Below are 17,550 nucleotides of genomic sequence, written 5' to 3' on the forward strand. Positions count from 1 at the left end.
ACAGGGAGGATAAAAGTAGATGTTAAAAAACTGTAGTAATAAGTTTATCCAATGTAACCAGTGTCTCCGCCGCTTGCAACGAGGGCAGTTGTAAGGACTCATTAATCAAGGATTAACGATAACGCGGGGCCGCATGACTCTGTAAAAACTCCGGCAGTAATGCCTTGCGTGCACCGTCCAGTGCCAGCCATTTATTATCATCCTGCAGCGGAGGGATGGTGACGGCTTCTTTCTGGTCAAAGCCTGCCAATGCCGCATCGACCAGTTCTCCAACCTCCATCACGCCCGGAACTTCATCAATATTTTTGCCGCCTTTCTCCCAGATATCGGTGCGCGTTGCTGCGGGTAGCACGGCCTGGAAATAGACCCCGCGATCGGCAAGCTCAACCTGAAGCGACTGGGTGAAGGTGAGAACGAACGCTTTGCTCGCCGCATACACCGGGCCGCTGATTTCAGGCGCCAGCGCCAGCACAGAGGCAATATTGATAATCGCGCCGTTTTTGTGAGTCTGTAGTCCGTCGAGCGCCACGCGGGAAAGGCGTGCCAGTGAGGTCACGTTCAAACGGATAAGCTCATCGATGGCGTCAGCATCGGCATCGGTAAATTTACCCGGCAGGACCGATCCCGCGTTATTTACAAGCAGTGAGATAGCCGGGGTATCGCGGATAAGCTGTTCAACGCTTGCCAGGCTGGTGGCACGGGTAAGATCGGCGGGGAAAACGCGCACGTTGACGCCGGTTTTGCCGCTGAGCTGGGCGGCCAGGTTTTCCATTTTGGCGGCGTCGCGGGCGACCAGAATAAGATCATACCCGCGATGAGCCAGTCGATCGGCATAGGTTGCGCCGATACCGGTGGATGCGCCAGTGATAAGCGCTAAAGGTTTAGACTGTGTTGTCTGAGTCATGGTGTGTTTCCTCTGTTCTCGTCATTGCCAGGTTGAATGAATCATGGGGTTTCATTATTAAACCAGATGATTTTTAGCACCGGAGGTTTTATAATGCAACCAGATTAGGTTTCGCAGCACGGAGTGATAAATGAAACGCACCAGTTTTAACGACAGTGTGTGCCCGATCGCGCGTTCGCTTGACCTGATAGGCGACTGGTGGACTCTGCTTATCGTGCGAGATGCGCTGGGGGGCATTAAACGCTTCAGTGAGTTTCAGCGTAGTCTGGGGGCGGCTAAAAATATCCTCAGTTCGCGGCTGAAAACGCTGGTTGCGGAGGGCATTCTCGAGATTGGACCGGCGTCTGACGGCTCCGCCTATCAGGAGTATGTTTTAACGCAAAAAGGTAAGGAGCTGTATCCGATCCTGATAGCGTTGGGACAGTGGGGAAATCAGTATCTGTTTGCTGAAGACGAGGCCTGTAGCCGTGCGGTAGACAGGTTGAATTTGCAGCCTATCGAGCCGATAAGGTTGCACGCGAAGGATGGCAGGGTGCTAGGCGCGGAAGACATTCAGGTGATCCCCGGCAATAGCGGTGAGTAAAAACTGATTCAGCGTTCAATGCTAAAATCAGGTTTTACTCAGTTCTTACTCAGAGTGGAGCAGCGCGAAAGTGTGCTAACCGTTTTCCATCATTTGATGAATCACCTCGCCGACGCGTTTGATAGCCGGTTCGTGGATCTTCTCATCGAGCTGAGAATAGTTTAGCCGCAGGCAGTTACGGTATTTCCCTGAGGCAGAAAATATCGAGCCGACGGAAATTTGAATCTTCTCAGGTTCCAACAGACGGTTAAGCTTCTGTGTATCAATCTTCTCATCCAGTTCGACCCACAGTAAAAATCCGCCCTGCGGACGGCTGACGCGCACGCCTTCTGGGAAATAACGAATCACCCAGTCGGTCATGACACAGAGGTTTTGCTGATACTGTTGGCGAATACGGCGCAAATGAGTTTGGTAATACCCTTCCTTGATAAAATCGGCAATGGCCAGCTGCGGATGGGTGGCGCTTGCGCCGGTACCGATGTATTTCATGTGCAGTGCGCGATCGCGGTAACGGCCTGGGGCAATCCAGCCCATGCGCAGACCGGGGGCCAAAGTTTTAGAAAATGAGCTGCACAGCAGGACGCGGCCGTCATCGTCGAATGAGTAGATTGTCGCGGGGCGCGGATACTGATAGGCCAGATCGCCATAAACGTCGTCTTCAATAATGGCGATGTCATAACACTGTGCGAGCCGCAGCAGCGCCTTTTTGCGCTCATCGGGCATGTTGTAACCCAATGGATTATTGCAGTTTGGCGTAAGCTGGATGGCCTTGATGGGCCACTGTTCGAGCGCCATTTCCAGCGCCTCAATGCTGATACCCGTGACCGGATCGGTCGGGATCTCCAGCGCCTTCATGCCAAAACCTTTCAGGGTCTGCATCGCGCCGTGGAAGCTCGGGGAATCTACCGCCACGATGTCGCCAAACTCACAAACGGAACGAATGGCAATCGACAGCGCCTCGTGACAGCCGGTGGTAATCACCAGATTCTCGGCGTCGATACTGCTGCCGCTGTCGATCATCAAGCGTGCAATCTGATCGCGTAGCTCTTTCGAACCGTCGATTAAATCATAATAAAGCGCGCTCAGGTCGGTACGTTGTGCGACCTTAACCAAGGCACGGCTGAGGGGTCTTAGGCTGGGCAGGGTCAGGTCAGGTGTGCCGCCGCCAAGCGCTATCATACCGGGGATAACGCGGCTGGTAATTTGGGCCAGCACCTGATCCCACTGAGAGATATCGACGGGGCGTTGCGGCGTGCGGCATACGGCCGGCAGCCCCGGCAGGCGTTTACTGGCCGAGACAAAGTAGCCGGACTTTGGGCGCGCCTCAACCAGAAGCCGGTCCTCAAGCATCCTATAGGCCTGTTGCACGGTGCTGACGCTGACGCCGTGCTCGTTGCTTAACATGCGGACCGAAGGCAGACGCTGGCCCGAAGGATAGAGTCCCTGTTCGATGCGCTCACCCAAAACGTTGGCTAAATGCTCATAGCGATTCATATTGTCACCCGATAGCAGTACAGATAGGCATAATTTACGCCCAAATCTGTCTTTAAGGCGAGAACTGTATGCTGAAAATAATTAAAAACTGAATCTGTATTGTTTTCTGCCGTTAATACATTCTGTGTGTAAGGGTTAACAGGAGGGCAAAGATGAAAAGAATCAGTGATAGCGATCAATTTACCACCAACGCGAGTGCTATTCAGCAAACGGCAGCCGACGCGTCTAAGCATGACGTTAGCGCGCAGTTAAGTGATAAATATCTTGATAACGGTGAATTAAAGCTCGGTTGGTGGAGAACATTTTTCACATCCTATGCAAACTGGCGTGAGCGCCGTCATACGATGAAAATACTGCGTGGACTCAGCAGCTGCCAGTTGAAAGATATTGGTCTGTCATGCGGTGACGTTGATAAACTGTATGGCAACCGCAATGAGGATCGCAAGATTTGGCCAAATTGGCCTAAATAGGGGGGAGGATTGACCGATCGTTCCATGGGTTCAAGAATTGGATCTTTAGGTCAAAATTTTTGGTTTCGAGTCTTAAAGGTCAAAGTCTTTTAGGTCAAATGTATGCGCCGCCCAGTAAGCGAAGCGCATGCTTTTGATCTTAGAGACCTTAAAAGACTTTGCAATAAACTCCCTCAAGCGCATTGGGTAGCCACCCAAACTCCCCACCGCTTAGTCAAGCCACCAGCACCTTTACGCCGACTGCCTCAAATGCAGCCTTGGATTCGGCGCTAATCCCGCTGTCGGTTATCAGATAATGAATCTTCGACCACTCGCACGGCAGCGCAAACATCGACACTTTATCAATCTTGCTTGAATCAGCGACCACGTAAACCACGTTGGCCGACTGAATCATCGCGCTTTTTACTTTGATATCCGTCTCGCTAGGGAAGCTGAGGCCCGCGCGCGGTGAGATACAGGCCGTTGCCAGAAACAGCTTCTCGGCCAATACGTTCTCAAAAAAACTGGCCGCTTTTTCTCCCGAGGTCGAAAGAGTCGGAAACTTGAAAGTACCGCCGGTCAGCAAAATGTTAACGCCGGGCTCACCGCCGAGCTGTAGGGCGATATTCACCCCGGTAGTAATGACCGACAGACGTTTAATATGCCCAAGATGGTTGGCAATCGACGTGGTGGTGGTACCGGAATCGAGAATAATGGTGTCACCTGACTCGATAAAACTGGCCGCCAGCTGTCCGATGGCGTCTTTTTCCCGCATCTGTGTCTGACGCTCGAGCAGCAGGGCGTGAGTATTTTGTTTGCCGTCCATTAGCGTCGCACCACCGTGATAACGCTGAATAAATCCCTGTTTCTGCAGCACCCGCAGATCGGTTCGGATAGTCGCCTCGGTCAAGTTAAAGGCGTCAGTGAGCATTTTCACTGTGACGGTGCCATCTTCCCTGATCATTTCTAATATCTTGTCGCGACGATGCTGCATATCCGCCAATTGTTCGCTTTTGCTTTTCAATTGAAATACTCCTTATCCGTTCACTGGCACCATTTTAGCGGCATAGGGCCGTTAAAACCTGCTTTAAAGCCAAATTATCGCGACATGATGAAAATAGTAACGTTGCAGCAGATCTAAAGCGAGGAGCAAAAAAACCTTTTTTGATTTTCATATGAAAATCAAATCAGTGTTTTTGGTCATTATTCCTCGTATTACATAGTGTTATCATTTTTAAGAACAAGTCTTATTTATGTATATTTCTAATATTTAAGGATTTTAATAAAAAACCTGTTTTTGTATGAAACTTGATCAACCGCGCATTTTTCCCTAAAACGATAATTTATAGTTTTATTCGAAAATGAGTTGCGCCGTTAGCGACACTGTTCATGGGGGCAGTAGAAAGTGAACGGCAAGGTCAAGACGAGGTAAAGATGGACGCTCAGGAAATGAAAACGTTTCAGGAAATAAAAACTGTCGCCCGGCAGGCACGCCGTTACGTTTTGCAAATGAATCACCACGCAGGCAAAGGCCACACCGGGGCCGATCTTTCTGAAATCGATATCATCTGCACCCTCTACATGGCAGTGATGGACCGCGCACAGGCGAGTCCCGACAGGGATCGCTTCATTCTTTCCAAAGGTCACGGCGCAGGCGGCCTGTATTGCAGTGCGGCGGCGATGGGACTGTTAGACCCGAACGTGCTCGACCAGTTTATGGGGGACGATACGCTGCTGGCGGGTCATCCGGTGCACCAAAAGCTTCCGGACCTGGTCGAGATTAATTCTGGCGGTCTTGGCCATGGCCTGCCGATTGCCGTTGGGCTGGCGCTCGGCAATAAAATCAGCGGTCGCGCATATCGCCGTGCGTACGTGTTGCTAGGCGACGGTGAACTCGCCGAAGGCTCCAACTGGGAGGCCGCGATGTCTGCCAGCAAGTTTAAGCTCGACAATCTTATTGCCATTGTCGACCGCAATCGCCTGCAGCTCGCGGGCAAAACCGAGGACATCATGCCACTGGAGCCGCTGGCCGATAAGTGGCGCGCCTTCGGTTTTGAGGTGCTCGAGTGTGACGGGCATGACCCGGCGTCTATTCATGCCGCCGTCACCCAGCCGATGCAGGGCAAACCCCGCGTCATTTTGGCCAATACCGAGAAAGGCCACGGCATTTCGTTTATGGCCAACGTACCCGCCTGGCACCACGCCGTGCCTAACGATCAACAGCTGGCCGAAGGGTTGGCAGAGCTGGAGGAGTGATCATGCAAGACTTGCGCGACGCCGTCGTTTCGACGCTGATAGAACAACAGGAGCAGGGCGCCAACCTTAGCGTGATGGTGGCCGACTCGACCTCAACTTCAAAAATTTCGCCGTTCGAAAAGGCTTATCCGGACCGGGTGATAAACGTCGGCATAGCCGAGCAGAACATGGTCGGCATGGCCGCGGGTGTCGCACTGAGCGGCCACGTGGTGTTTACCGCTAACGCCGCACCTTTCCTGTTTGCCCGTTCGAATGAGCAAATGAAAAACGACGTCTGTTATTCAGAAACCAACGTGAAAATGCTTGGCCTCAATGCCGGGTTTGCCTATGGCCCACTGGGTGCAACGCACCACTGTACCAACGATATCGCCATCGCCCGTACCTTGGGCAATCTGCAGGTCTTCGCCCCCGCGGACGCCAGTCAGGCGCAGGCCATTGTTCGCCATGCCATCAAACATAAAGGCCCGGTCTACATTCGCATGGACAGCGACAAGCTTCCGGTGTTGCACGACGAGGATTATCGCTTTATTCCGGGTCAGCCGGACGTACTCGCCGAGGGCGACGACGTGGTGGTGTTCACGCTTGGCACGCTGGCGCATGAGGCACTTGCCGCACGCGAACAGGGCTGCAATCCGACGGTGGTGTCGCTGCCGTCGCTGTGGCCGCTCGACGAGCTGGCGGTGGTCGAGCTGATTAAATCGCATAAAAAGGTGATCACCATGGAAGAACACGCATTGAGCGGTGGTCTGGGCACCATCATCGGTGAGTTAATCCTTAAATACCGTTTGAGTCAGCCGCTGCAAGCGTTCGGCATTCCGGCCTACGAGTTCACCCACAGCAGCAGTCGTACCGCACTGCGCCGTCAATTTTCTATCGATACATCCGGTCTGGTTGCCGCACTGAAGGGGCCAGCGATTGCCGCTGCACGGGAGGCTGCGAATGAGCACTAATCAATACGACGTCAACCTGCGCTACGGCGTGGACACCCACCTGTCGCTAGAGGGAAAAGTCGTGGTGGTCACGGGGGGATTCGGCGGTATCGCGATGGCAAGCAACCGTATGATGCTGGAGAAGGGCGCGCATCTGGCGCTGCTCTATCCACAATTCGAAAGCGCTCTGAAACAGCAGATAGTGGATGAGCTGGGAGAACGTCAGGTTAGCTATTTCGAGTGTGACGTCACTTGTCCCTCTCAGGTCGTCGACGTGTTTCGCCAGGTCGAACAGCAGTGTGGGCAGATTGATATTTTGGTCAACTGCGCAGGCTACGTACATCTCGAACCGGCGGTAGAAACCTCCTTTGAACAGTGGCAGAAAAATCTGGCCGTTAACCTGACCGGACCGTTCCTCTGCTCACAGGCGGCGGCGCGCAGCATGATAGCACGCGGTAGAGGTGGGAAAATCATTAACATTGCCTCGCAGGCGGCCTCGATTGCTATCGATAACCACTGCGCCTACACCTCTGCCAAGGCCGGGTTACTCGGTATGACCAAGGTCATGGCCAAAGAGTGGGCACCGCACCGTATTAATGTGAATACGCTCTCCCCAACCGTGGTGCTGACGCCGATGGGCGAGAAGGCCTGGCGCGGCGAAAAAGGCGAAGAGATGAAAAAACTCATCCCCCTTGGACGCTTCGCTTATACCGACGAAATCGCCGCCGCTATTCTGTTTTTCTCGAGCAACGGCAGCGACATGATTACCGGCGCGGACCTGATGATCGACGGTGGTTTCACCATCTGGTAAGCCCGGCTTGCAGTAAGACTCTAAAAAACGGCGTTAACCCTACAAAATAAACGCCCAAAAGCTCTATAAAAAACAATAACATTGAGAGAACTTCACCATGAAAAAACACCTTGCCCTGTTAACCGTTCTTGCCAGTCTCGTCGTTCCTCCCGCCTTCGCCGTAGAAAAAGGCACCCTCGCTATCCTGGTTAACTCTCTGGATAACCCGTATTACTCCGCCGAGGCGAAAGGCGCCGAAGCCAAGGCCGAATCGTTGGGATACAAAACGCTGGTGCTTTCGCACGGCGAGGACGTTAAACGGCAGGGTGAGCTGATAAGCCTGGTTATTGGTCGCAAGGTTCAGGGCATTATTCTGGACAACGCCGACTCTCAGGCAAGCGTTGCCGCCGTGAAGCAGGCCAGAGATGCCGGTGTGCCGGTGGTGCTTATCAACCGTGAGATCCCGGTCGACGGCGTGGCGTTGGCGCAAATTTCCCACAACAACTTCCAGGCTGGCTCTGACGTCGCCAATGAATTTGTTGAAAAAATGGGTGAGAAAGGCACCTATGCCGAACTGACCTGTAATCTTGCGGACAACAACTGCGTGACCCGTTCCAAGTCGTTCCACAACGTTATCGATCAATACCCTGATATGAAAATGATCGCCCGTCAGGACGCCAAAGGCACGCTGATTGACGGTAAGCGCATTATGGACAGCATCCTGCAGGCGCATCCAGACATCAAAGGCGTGATAACCGGCAACGGTCCGGTAGCGCTGGGTGTTATTGCGGCCCTCAAGGCGGCGAACCGTAGCGATGTTACCGTCGTCGGCATTGACGGCAGCAACGACGAGCGCGACGCGGTGAAATCGGGTGCACTGTACGCCACCGTGATGCTTCAGGCGCAGGCGATTGCCTCTCAGGGCGTGGAAATTCTTGACCAATATATCCAGAAAGGCAGCTACAGCGGTAAAGAACGTATTCTGTTCCGCGGCATTCTCATCAAGAAAGACAACGCCGACAAGGTCAACAACTTCAATTATCAGAAGTAAAGATTGGCGCGCATAGAGCAGATACAGGCCCCGCCTGGGCGGGGCTTAAAGGAGAAGCGTAATGTCTAGTCGCTTGATGTGGATACTCATGGCAACGCTGCTGCTTTGCAGTTGCCGAATAGTTTCCGAAAAAAAGCTGGCGGAACTGAAGAATCCCCCGAACCCTCACCTGGCACAGGCGGCGATGCTGTTTGACCAACAAATTGCCCCGCAGATAGTCAGCTCTGCCAAGCCGCTTGCTACTTTACTCGGCCAGATAGAGGGGGCGAAAGACTTTGATACCGCTTGCCAGCAGCTTGGTTATCGCAGTCAGGACGAGAATCCCTGCGTATTCAACACCACCGTGAGTGGCACCGTCAGTGAGGTCAATACTGAATCACGCAACGGCCAGATTGTGCTGAAGAGCGATGACCCGAAAGTAGGGGAAGTGAAAGTGCAGATTGGCCCAACGTTTCGCGGTACCGAGCTGCGCGACAGTTATCGTGGCCTGAGCTACAGCGACTTCAACGATCAGAATATGTTCGGTGATTTCGGTAAAGCCATCAATCAGCGGGCCATTGCCTCGCTCGGCAAACCGTCGTTTAAGGTCGGCGATAAACTGACGATATATGGCGTATTTAGCGCCTTTGATACCCCGCAGCCACCCATTCTGCTGACACCTGCGAAAATCACGGCTGACAAGGCCACGCAGTAAGGAGTCGCGATGTTTGAACAACGCAGTAGCAGCGCACAGCCGGAGCCTTTCGCCAACCCTCTGCTTCAGGGGGGACCGGTGATTATCGAAACCCAGGGCGTTTCGCGCGTCTATCCCGGCGTAACGGCGCTCGATAACGTCAATTACCGCGTCTATCGCAACAAGGTCAACGTGCTTATCGGGGAAAACGGTGCCGGTAAATCGACGATGATGAAGATGCTGGCCGGCGTTGAAGTACCGTCCAGCGGCGAAATCCTGCTCGACGGTGAACCGGTGTCGCTCAGCTCGACCCATCAGGCGGAAAAGCACGGGATCAGCATCATTTTTCAGGAACTGAATCTGTTTCCGAATATGACGGTGATGGACAACATTTTTATCGGTAACGAATTTTTCCAGCGCGGCAGAATCAACGTCGATTATCAGTACCAGCTGGCGAAGTCCTTGCTGGAGCGCCTGGAGCTGGACGTTGATCCGCTGACGCCGCTGGAAGAGCTGGCAATCGGCCATCAGCAGCTGGTGGAGATAGCCCGCGCGCTGTCGAAGGATACGCGGGTGTTGATCATGGACGAACCCACTTCGGCGCTGAGTCAGTCCGAGGTCAAGGTTCTATTCAACGTTATTGAGCAGCTCAAGCGACGCGGTGTCACCATCATCTATATCTCGCACCGGCTGGAAGAGCTGATGGAAATTGGTGACCACATTACCGTCTTCCGCGACGGCAAGTTTGTCGCCGAGCAGGAGGTCAGTCAGGTCAGTATTCCCTGGATAATTTCCAGCATGGTCGGTGAAAAAGAAAAGCAGTTTGACTATCGCTGCGCCGAAAAAGGTAGCGCGGTGTTGCAGGCCAACGGTCTGACGCTGCTGCATCAAAACGGCGGTTATTCACTCAATGACGTTAGCCTGACGCTACATCAGGGCGAGGTGGTGGGTGTTTACGGACTTTTAGGGGCCGGGCGGACCGAGCTGTTCAAGACCCTGATTGGCCTGCTGAAACAGGACGCGGGCGAGATCTGGCTGAAGGGGAAACGCATGGAGCACAGCCCGTTTGCCTATCGGCTCAAGCACGGCATGGCGCTGGTACCCGAAGACCGTCAGGCGGAAGGGCTTATTCAGCTGCTGTCGATAAAAATCAACATGACGCTTTCCAGCCTGTGCAGCAAAAGTTTCCTAAAAATGCTGTTACCGATCCGCGATGTGCCCGAAGACGCGGCGGTAAAAGAGATGATTGCCAAGCTGTCCATCAAGGTGAGTGACGCCTGTCTGCCGGTTACCTCGATGAGCGGCGGTAACCAGCAAAAGGTGGTGATCGCCAAGGCACTCATGACCCATCCGCAGGTGGTGTTTCTCGACGAGCCAACGCGCGGCATCGACGTCGGCGCGAAAACCGACGTTTATCATCTGATTGGCGCGATGGCGCAGCAGGGACTGGCGGTGATGTTCTCGTCATCAGAACTGGATGAAGTGATGCAGTTGGCGGACCGGGTAATTGTCATGGCGGACGGCAAAATTACTGCCGACCTGCGGCGTGCCGACGTGGACAGAGAAAAGCTGATCCGCGCGTCGACACCACACGATTAAGATTAAGGAACGGCTATGCAAAGTCAAAAGTATCTCATTTACATGTACTTACTCAAGGCGCGCACCTTTATCGCGTTATTGATTGTGGTCGCTTTCTTTAGCGCGATGGTGCCCAACTTTATTACGCCGTCCAACCTGCTGATCATGACCCAGCACGTCGCTATCACCGGCCTGCTGGCGGTCGGTATGACGCTGGTCATCTTAACCGGAGGGATCGACCTCTCGGTGGGGGCCGTGGCGGGTATTTGCGGCATGATTGGCGGAGCGTTGCTGTCGTTTGGCATCCCGCTTTGGGGCGACAACCTGCTGTTTCTTAACGTGATTGAGGTCAGTGTCGTGGTCGCTGTCGCCGGAGTAGTGATAGGAACGCTTAACGGGCTGGTGATCACCAAACTTGGCGTCGCGCCCTTCATCTGCACCCTGGGGATGATGTACGTGGCGCGCGGTGCGGCACTGCTGACTACCGACGGCAAAACCTTTCCCAATCTGAACGGGGTCGAAGCTTTGGGTAACACCGGTTTTGCGACGCTCGGTTCAGGCACCTTTCTCGGTATCTATAATCCTATCTGGCTGATGGTCGCTGTGGTACTGCTCGGTATTTATATCACCAAGAAGACGCCGCTCGGTCGTTATATCTATGCCATCGGCGGCAACGAATCGGCTGCCAGGCTGGCGGGCGTGCCGATAGCCAAGGTCAAAATCTTTGTCTATGCCTTTTCCGGGTTCTGTGCGGCGCTGGTCGGGCTGGTGGTGGCGTCGCAGCTGCAAACCGCGCACCCGATGACCGGCAATATGTTCGAGATGGACGCCATCGGGGCCACGGTACTCGGCGGAACCGCGCTGGCCGGTGGCCGTGGCCGAGTGTTTGGTTCAATTATCGGTGCCTTTGTTATCGTGTTCCTGGCCGATGGGTTGGTGATGCTTGGCGTCAGCGAGTTCTGGCAGATGGTGATTAAAGGTCTGGTTATCGTGACCGCTGTGGTTATCGACCAGTTCCAGCAGCGTCTGCAAAGTAAGGTCACGCTGATGCGCCGTCACGAAAAAAAGCAGCAGGCAACGTCTCCGCTGTCTGAGGTGAGCCATGGTTGAGGTAAAGACCCGACACAGGGACGTCATTGTGGCGATCGATGAAGGCACAAGCAATGCCAAGGCGGTCGCTATCGACGGCGGAGGGCGAGTGGTCGCCCAGTCTTCGCGGCCCTTGCAGGTACAAACGCCGCAGGCGGGATGGGTCGAACAAGATGGCGAGGTATTGGTCGAAGCTTCACTCACCGTGCTGCGCGAAGTCATCGACAGCGTGGGCATGCAGCGTATTGCGGCACTGGCGATAAGCAATCAGCGCGAGACGGCCATCGGCTGGTATCGCGCCAGCGGCAAACCGGTCGCGCCGGCACTGACCTGGCAATGTTCGCGCAGCGCGGCGTTTTGCGAGCAACTGCGCCGTGACCATCAGGAACCGGTCATTCGTGATATTACCGGCCTGCCGGTTGCCCCCCTGTTTTCCGCCTCCAAGATGCGATGGCTGCTCGACAGCCTGCCGGACGGCGCAGCGCGCGCGGCCTCCGGCGAGATTTGCCTCGGTACGATAGATGCCTGGCTGCTGTGGAATCTGACCGGCGGCGAGGCGTTTCGCTGCGATACCTCAAATGCCGCCCGCACCCAGCTGTTAAATCTCCAGCACGGTGACTGGGATCCGCAGATGCTGAAGCTGTTTGGTGTTCCGCGCGAGGCGTTGCCGCAGATTTGTCCCTCCAGCGGTTTCTTCGGCGAGACGCGCGGTCTAGACGGGATCCCCGACGGACTGCCGATTCTTGCGATGGTCGGCGACTCTCACGCTGCACTCTATGGCCACGGGCTCGGCGAGTTCGGCGGCGTGAAGGCCACCTACGGTACGGGATCTTCGGTCATGGCGCCTATTCCTCAGCCGCAGAGCAGCATCACGCAGCTCGCGACCACCGTGGCCTGGCACGATGGCCAAAGAGCCGTTTATGGGCTGGAGGGCAATATCCCGCACACCGGTGATGCGGTGGCGTGGATGGCGCAAATCACCGGCCTGACCGACGGTAAGGGCGAAACCCTGAGCCGGGCGTTGACCGAGCTACCGGCCAGCGTCGAATCCACACTGGGCGTCTATTTTGTTCCTGCACTGACCGGCGCGGGGGCTCCCTGGTGGGACGGACAGGCGCGGGGCGTGATAAGCGGGCTGAGCCGAGGCGTGGGGCGTTCGCATCTTATCCGTGCTTCACTCGAGGCCATCGCCTATCAAATCGCCGACGTCATCGACGCCATGCGCCAGCATCCCGACTTCCACCTTAGTTCTCTGCGGGTGGACGGGGGGCCGACGCGTAATCCCTGGCTGATGCAGTTTCAGGCTGACCTTTTGGGCTGTGAGGTGTTGCGCAGCAATACGCCGGAACTCTCTGCGCTCGGCGCGGGTCTTCTTTCCCGCAGGGCGCTTGAGGGGCTGGACGACGTCAGGCTAAGGGCACTGCTGCCACAGCATGACGTCTTTAAGCCCAACGCTGAACGGCATCACATTTTGCAGCAGCACTGGCAGGGCTGGAAAGCCGCAGTGGCCAGCATGCTGGAGCAGTCCGCTAAGCATTCACAATAAGGAAACGCGAAGATGAACAGAGACTTTAGTGGCAAGACGGTGGTGATAACCGGCGCATGCCGCGGCATTGGGGCCGGAATTGCCGAACGCTTTGCCCGTGATGGAGCCAATCTGGTGATGGTGTCGAACGCGGAACGGGTGTTTGAAACCGCCGAGACGCTGCGTCAGCAGTATGGCGTCGATATTCTTCCCTTACAGATTGACGTCACCAACGAACAGCAGGTGCAACAGCTCTATCAGCAGGCGCTGGAAAAATTTGGCACCGTCGATGTGTCTATCCAGAATGCCGGGGTGATCACTATCGATCGTTTCGACCGCATGCCAAAACAGGACTTCGAGCGGGTGCTGGCCGTCAACACCACTGGCGTCTGGCTGTGCTGCCGCGAGGCCGCGAAAATCATGGTCAAACAGCGTGCGGGGAGTCTGATCAACACCTCGTCGGGCCAGGGGCGTCAGGGCTTTATTTATACGCCACACTATGCGGCCAGCAAGATGGGCGTCATCGGCATTACCCAGAGTCTGGCGCTTGAACTCGCTCCTTATAACATCACCGTCAATGCATTTTGTCCCGGCATTATCGAAAGCGAGATGTGGGATTACAACGACCGCGTGTGGGGCGAAATCCTCAGTAGCGACGAGAAGCGTTACGCCAAGGGGGAATTAATGGCCGAGTGGGTGCAAGGTATTCCGCTAAAACGCGCCGGCCAGCCGCAGGACGTCGCCGGGCTGGTGGCGTTTTTGGCCTCTGACGACGCCCGCTATCTGACCGGACAGACTATCAACATCGACGGCGGGCTGATTATGTCGTGAGGCAGCTCAGAAGAAGGTGCTGATATCGCCGACGCAGCGATATTCATCGTCGATAAGCGGCAGATAGCGCCACTTGTCGAAGGCGGTGCAGGGGTGAGAAATACCGCATCCTACCCAGTCACCGACCGCCAACAGCAGATCGGCGGGCAGGCTAAGATAGGCGTGCTGATCGTTGACGGCGGTTATGGTGCTCTGCGCCGCCGTGCGAGGATGCGAACCGTCACGGTCGCGGAAAAAGTGCGGCACTGGCAGGTCCTGATCGAAAGGCACGTCGCGGCGGCCAAAATCGAGAATAGCCAGACCCGGCTCCGGGCGCGACAGTACGCGGCCCCAGATTTCCAACGTCGCTTGAAAGGTGAATTCAGCGTTTGGTTGGGCAAAAGGGGCAAGGCGCGAATAAAGCCCGTCGTCGTGTGCCATGTAGGCACCTGAGCGGATGAGCGTCACGGTCGGGCGGCTAAGTTTTACCGCTGCAAACATTTCGACCACGATATCAAAGAAGGTGCCACCTCCGGCGCTTAACAACACTTCTCCCGGCGCAAAAAGCGCTTCGGCATCGATAGCGCGGGCGGCGCTGACCATGGTTTGGCAATAGTCTCTCACTGCGGCTAGCGATTCCTCGCTGCGATCGCCGGCAATCGCGCCCTCATAGCCGGCGACACCGGCAAGCTCAAGATAGGGGCTTTGCTTAACGGCGTGGGCAATCGCTACCGCCTCGACCATGCTGCGACAGCCAGTGCGGCCGCCCGGCACCGAGACCTCCACCAATACCGACAGGCAGGTGCCCACCTCGCTCAACGCCGCATCAAGCAACGCGACGCCCGCTAAAGAGTCGACATAGCAGAGAAACTCGGTGGCGGGATTTTCGCGTTGGTACTCGGCTATCCAGCGAATACCGGCAGGGTCGACCAGCTCGTTGGCTAAAAACACGTTTTTAATGCCAAAGGTGCGAAGGGCGCGGACCTGTGCGGGGGTCGCTGCGCAAATCCCCCAGGCTCCGGCGTCCACGGCGGACTGTAGAATCAGCGGAGACATCGAGGTTTTACCGTGTGCGGCATGACGGACGCCGTGCAGACGGCAGTATTGCGCCATGCTGGCCAGATTATGCTGCATCGCGCTTTGCTTCATGACCATCAGCGGTGAAAACACCTGCGAGGAGGAGAGCACGTCGGTACCGAGTGGCAGGGGAGTGGTTCCCTGACCCGCCACCGATTTGTACAACGGCGGCAATGAAAGCTGGTTCATATTAATGTTCCAACACGCGCGACAGGAACTGCTGGGTGCGCGGATTCTGTGGGTTAACGAAAATTTGCTCCGGTGAGCCCTGTTCGGCAATCACCCCCTTGTCCATAAACACCACGCGGTCAGCGGTTTTACGCGCGAATCCCATCTCGTGCGTGACCACGACCATGGTCATGCCTTCGCGGGCGAGGCCGCGCATCACTTCGGTCACCTCACCGACCAGTTCCGGGTCGAGGGCCGACGTCGCCTCATCGAAGAACATAATTTTCGGTTCGACCGCCAGCGCACGTGCAATCGCCACGCGCTGCTGCTGGCCGCCGGAAAGCTGTGAGGGATAATGCCCGGCGCGGTCTGCGAGCCCTACGCGTTCCAGCGCCTCCATGCCACGCCTGTTGGCTTCGGAAACCGACATTTTTCTTGCCTTGATAAGCGCCAGGGTGACGTTACCGAGCGCGGTTTTATGCGGAAACAGGTTGAACTGTTGAAACACCATGCCGACGTGGCCGCGTATCTCTTTGGCGCGCTTTGCATCGTGCAGCGGGACTTCATTAACCCACACCTCGCCACCGTCGGCGATTTCTAGCCCGCTCATGATGCGTAGCACGGTACTTTTTCCTGAACCCGAGGCCCCAATCAGCACCAGAACTTCACCCGGTTTAACGTCGAGGCTGATCGCTTTCAAAACCTGCGTACTGCCGAAGGATTTGGTGATGCCATTGAGGGTTATGACAGCGTTATTGGTCATGACAGCTGACTCCTGGTGTGATTATGGTGTTGAACCCAGCGTGAAAGCGGGTAGCAAATAGCGAAATAAAGGGCGGCCACCAGACAGTAAATCACCACCGGCTGACCGATACGGTCGACGATCGCCTGACCTTGATGCATCAGTTCTGACATGCCAATCATGCTGACTATCGAGGTGTCTTTGATTAATGACAGATATTGTCCGACCAGCGGCGGCAGCACTATCCTGCGCGTCTGCGGCAAAATGACAGAGAAAAATGCCTGCCGTTTGTCCAGCCCGAGGATCTGCGAGACTTCCCACTGACCTTGAGGGACGGCTTCGATACCGGCGCGAAATACTTCGGAAATGTATGCGCCCTGATAAATGCTCAGTCCGAGGATCCCGGCGGCAAACAAATTGATTTCATAGCCGAAATAGGCCACGCCAAAATAGATAAACATTAAGGTAATCAGCACTGGCGTGCCGCGAAACAGCTCGGTATAGACTCGGGCAATCTGTGCGCCCACAGGAATATTGCTGGTGCGTAATACCGCTGCAAGCAGGCCGAGCAGCGTACTGCCGGCTATCGAGGCAATCGACAGTAGCAGGGTGACGACCAGCCCTTTTAACAACAGCGGCAGGCTGGAAAGAATTAAATCGCTCATAGCAGACCTCCGCGTTGCAGATTATTTGCGGGTAAAGACTTTCCACGTATTACGTTCAGACGCCGCTTTACTCGGGACCCAACGGGCTTTTTTACCGAGCTCACCAGCGGTGGATTAAACATCCGACGTCCCAATAGGTTGCCTATCCAGGAAAAGACGTTACTGAACAGCAGATAAATGACCAACGTGATGCTGAAGGTTTGGATATAAAGCAGAGTACGAGAGTTAATCACTGTCGCTACCCCGGTTAACTCCGGCAGGGCAATGGCCGAGAGCAGTGAGGTGCCGAGTAAAAGCTGAATAAGATTATTAATAATCGCCGGGTAGACCGCGCGAGCGGCCTGCGGCATGACGATATTGATAAATACCTGTAGACGGCTGATACCCAAGATTGACGCAGCCTCCAGTTGTCCCTTAGGAATGGACTGCATCCCGGCGCGAAAGACTTCGGCCAGATAGGCACCGACGTTAATGCCGAGCGCAATCACCCCTGCCGTGTAGGCATTAAGCACGATACCCAGCGACGGCAGGCCAAAAAACACGATAAAGATTTGCAGCAGAACCGGCGTATTTCTGATGACTTCGATATAGCAGCCGCTAATAAGACGAAGCACAGACCAGCGTGACTCTTTCGCCAACGCCGCCAGCAGGCCCAATGCCATCGCCAACGCAAAGGCCAGCAGGGTAACTTGCAGTGTGACCCAGGCCGCCTCGACGAAGGTGCCGAAATAGCGGGAGAGGGTTATCCATGGGTAGCTCATTCTCTA

Annotated in this window: 18 protein-coding genes; 11 read left to right on the forward strand and 7 right to left on the reverse strand. The window is 55.3% G+C overall.

The genetic code is table 11. The features are described from left to right. Nucleotides 1-112: 112 nt before the first annotated feature. A complete protein-coding gene (locus BS640_RS05885) occupies nt 113-904 on the reverse strand; it encodes an SDR family NAD(P)-dependent oxidoreductase (RefSeq protein WP_084912165.1) in 792 nt (263 codons plus the stop codon). A gap of 130 nt (nt 905-1,034) precedes the next feature. Here BS640_RS05885 and BS640_RS05890 point away from each other — a divergent pair, with 130 nt between their 5' ends. Continuing rightward, nucleotides 1,035-1,487 carry a winged helix-turn-helix transcriptional regulator gene (locus BS640_RS05890; RefSeq protein WP_017490041.1) on the forward strand — a complete coding sequence of 151 codons (453 nt, stop codon included), beginning with the start codon at nt 1,035-1,037 and terminating at the stop codon, nt 1,485-1,487. Nucleotides 1,488-1,562: 75 nt separating this feature from the next. On the opposite strand, the gene BS640_RS05895 is transcribed toward BS640_RS05890, so the two are convergent. Beyond that, nucleotides 1,563-2,981, reverse strand: a complete 1,419-nt coding sequence (locus tag BS640_RS05895; protein WP_017490040.1) for an aminotransferase-like domain-containing protein — start codon at nt 2,979-2,981, stop codon at nt 1,563-1,565. Nucleotides 2,982-3,133: 152 nt separating this feature from the next. Between BS640_RS05895 and BS640_RS05900 the strand changes: the two genes are divergently transcribed. Beyond that, complete coding sequence (locus BS640_RS05900; RefSeq protein WP_084912166.1) at nt 3,134-3,451, forward strand: DUF1127 domain-containing protein; 318 nt, start codon at nt 3,134-3,136, stop codon at nt 3,449-3,451. A 214-nt stretch (nt 3,452-3,665) separates the two neighbouring features. Here BS640_RS05900 and BS640_RS05905 read toward each other — a convergent pair whose 3' ends face one another. Next, nucleotides 3,666-4,454, reverse strand: a complete 789-nt coding sequence (locus tag BS640_RS05905) for a DeoR/GlpR family DNA-binding transcription regulator (RefSeq protein WP_017490038.1) — start codon at nt 4,452-4,454, stop codon at nt 3,666-3,668. Nucleotides 4,455-4,864: 410 nt separating this feature from the next. Between BS640_RS05905 and BS640_RS05910 the strand changes: the two genes are divergently transcribed. The 9 genes from BS640_RS05910 to BS640_RS05950 all read left to right on the forward strand — a co-directional run bounded on the left by BS640_RS05910 (nt 4,865) and on the right by BS640_RS05950 (nt 14,152). Then, nucleotides 4,865-5,686 (forward strand): transketolase, encoded by an 822-nt coding sequence (locus BS640_RS05910; RefSeq protein ID WP_017490037.1) that lies wholly within the window; start codon nt 4,865-4,867, stop codon nt 5,684-5,686. A gap of 2 nt (nt 5,687-5,688) precedes the next feature. After that, nucleotides 5,689-6,636 (forward strand): transketolase family protein, encoded by a 948-nt coding sequence (locus BS640_RS05915; RefSeq protein WP_017490036.1) that lies wholly within the window; start codon nt 5,689-5,691, stop codon nt 6,634-6,636. Then, complete coding sequence (locus BS640_RS05920; RefSeq protein ID WP_017490035.1) at nt 6,626-7,426, forward strand: GolD/DthD family dehydrogenase; 801 nt, start codon at nt 6,626-6,628, stop codon at nt 7,424-7,426. The genes BS640_RS05915 and BS640_RS05920 overlap by 11 nt, the downstream gene beginning before the upstream one ends. 97 nt (nt 7,427-7,523) lie before the next feature. After that, nucleotides 7,524-8,456: a D-ribose ABC transporter substrate-binding protein gene (locus BS640_RS05925; protein ID WP_017490034.1), complete on the forward strand. Its 933-nt coding sequence runs from the start codon at nt 7,524-7,526 to the stop codon at nt 8,454-8,456. 61 nt (nt 8,457-8,517) lie between these two features. Next, nucleotides 8,518-9,150: a DUF2291 family protein gene (locus tag BS640_RS05930; RefSeq protein ID WP_026110278.1), complete on the forward strand. Its 633-nt coding sequence runs from the start codon at nt 8,518-8,520 to the stop codon at nt 9,148-9,150. 9 nt (nt 9,151-9,159) lie between these two features. Continuing rightward, nucleotides 9,160-10,728, forward strand: a complete 1,569-nt coding sequence (locus BS640_RS05935; RefSeq protein ID WP_017490032.1) for a sugar ABC transporter ATP-binding protein — start codon at nt 9,160-9,162, stop codon at nt 10,726-10,728. Nucleotides 10,729-10,743: 15 nt separating this feature from the next. After that, nucleotides 10,744-11,817, forward strand: a complete 1,074-nt coding sequence (locus BS640_RS05940) for an ABC transporter permease (RefSeq protein ID WP_084912167.1) — start codon at nt 10,744-10,746, stop codon at nt 11,815-11,817. Further along, complete coding sequence (locus tag BS640_RS05945; RefSeq protein ID WP_017490030.1) at nt 11,810-13,342, forward strand: FGGY family carbohydrate kinase; 1,533 nt, start codon at nt 11,810-11,812, stop codon at nt 13,340-13,342. The genes BS640_RS05940 and BS640_RS05945 overlap by 8 nt, the downstream gene beginning before the upstream one ends. Nucleotides 13,343-13,354: 12 nt before the next feature. Continuing rightward, nucleotides 13,355-14,152 carry an SDR family oxidoreductase gene (locus BS640_RS05950; RefSeq protein WP_017490029.1) on the forward strand — a complete coding sequence of 266 codons (798 nt, stop codon included), beginning with the start codon at nt 13,355-13,357 and terminating at the stop codon, nt 14,150-14,152. A 6-nt stretch (nt 14,153-14,158) separates the two neighbouring features. Here the strand turns inward: BS640_RS05950 and BS640_RS05955 are convergent, their stop codons facing one another. From BS640_RS05955 to BS640_RS05970, 4 genes are read right to left on the reverse strand one after another with little or no spacing between them, the layout of a single operon-like run. After that, the gene (locus tag BS640_RS05955) at nt 14,159-15,397 is read right to left on the reverse strand and encodes an amino acid deaminase (protein ID WP_084912168.1); all 1,239 of its coding nucleotides are present in this window, start codon (nt 15,395-15,397) and stop codon (nt 14,159-14,161) included. A 1-nt stretch (nt 15,398) separates the two neighbouring features. Then, nucleotides 15,399-16,139 (reverse strand): amino acid ABC transporter ATP-binding protein, encoded by a 741-nt coding sequence (locus tag BS640_RS05960; protein WP_017490027.1) that lies wholly within the window; start codon nt 16,137-16,139, stop codon nt 15,399-15,401. Then, nucleotides 16,136-16,783, reverse strand: a complete 648-nt coding sequence (locus BS640_RS05965) for an amino acid ABC transporter permease (RefSeq protein ID WP_084912169.1) — start codon at nt 16,781-16,783, stop codon at nt 16,136-16,138. Before BS640_RS05965 ends, BS640_RS05960 begins: the two co-directional genes overlap by 4 nt. Beyond that, on the reverse strand, nt 16,780-17,544 hold the full coding sequence (locus BS640_RS05970; protein ID WP_017490025.1) for an amino acid ABC transporter permease: 765 nt from the start codon (nt 17,542-17,544) through the stop codon (nt 16,780-16,782). Before BS640_RS05970 ends, BS640_RS05965 begins: the two co-directional genes overlap by 4 nt. Nucleotides 17,545-17,550: the final 6 nt, after the last annotated feature.

The sequence above is a fragment of the Rouxiella badensis genome, assembly GCF_002093665.1.
Classification (GTDB): Bacteria; Pseudomonadota; Gammaproteobacteria; order Enterobacterales; family Enterobacteriaceae; genus Rouxiella; species Rouxiella badensis.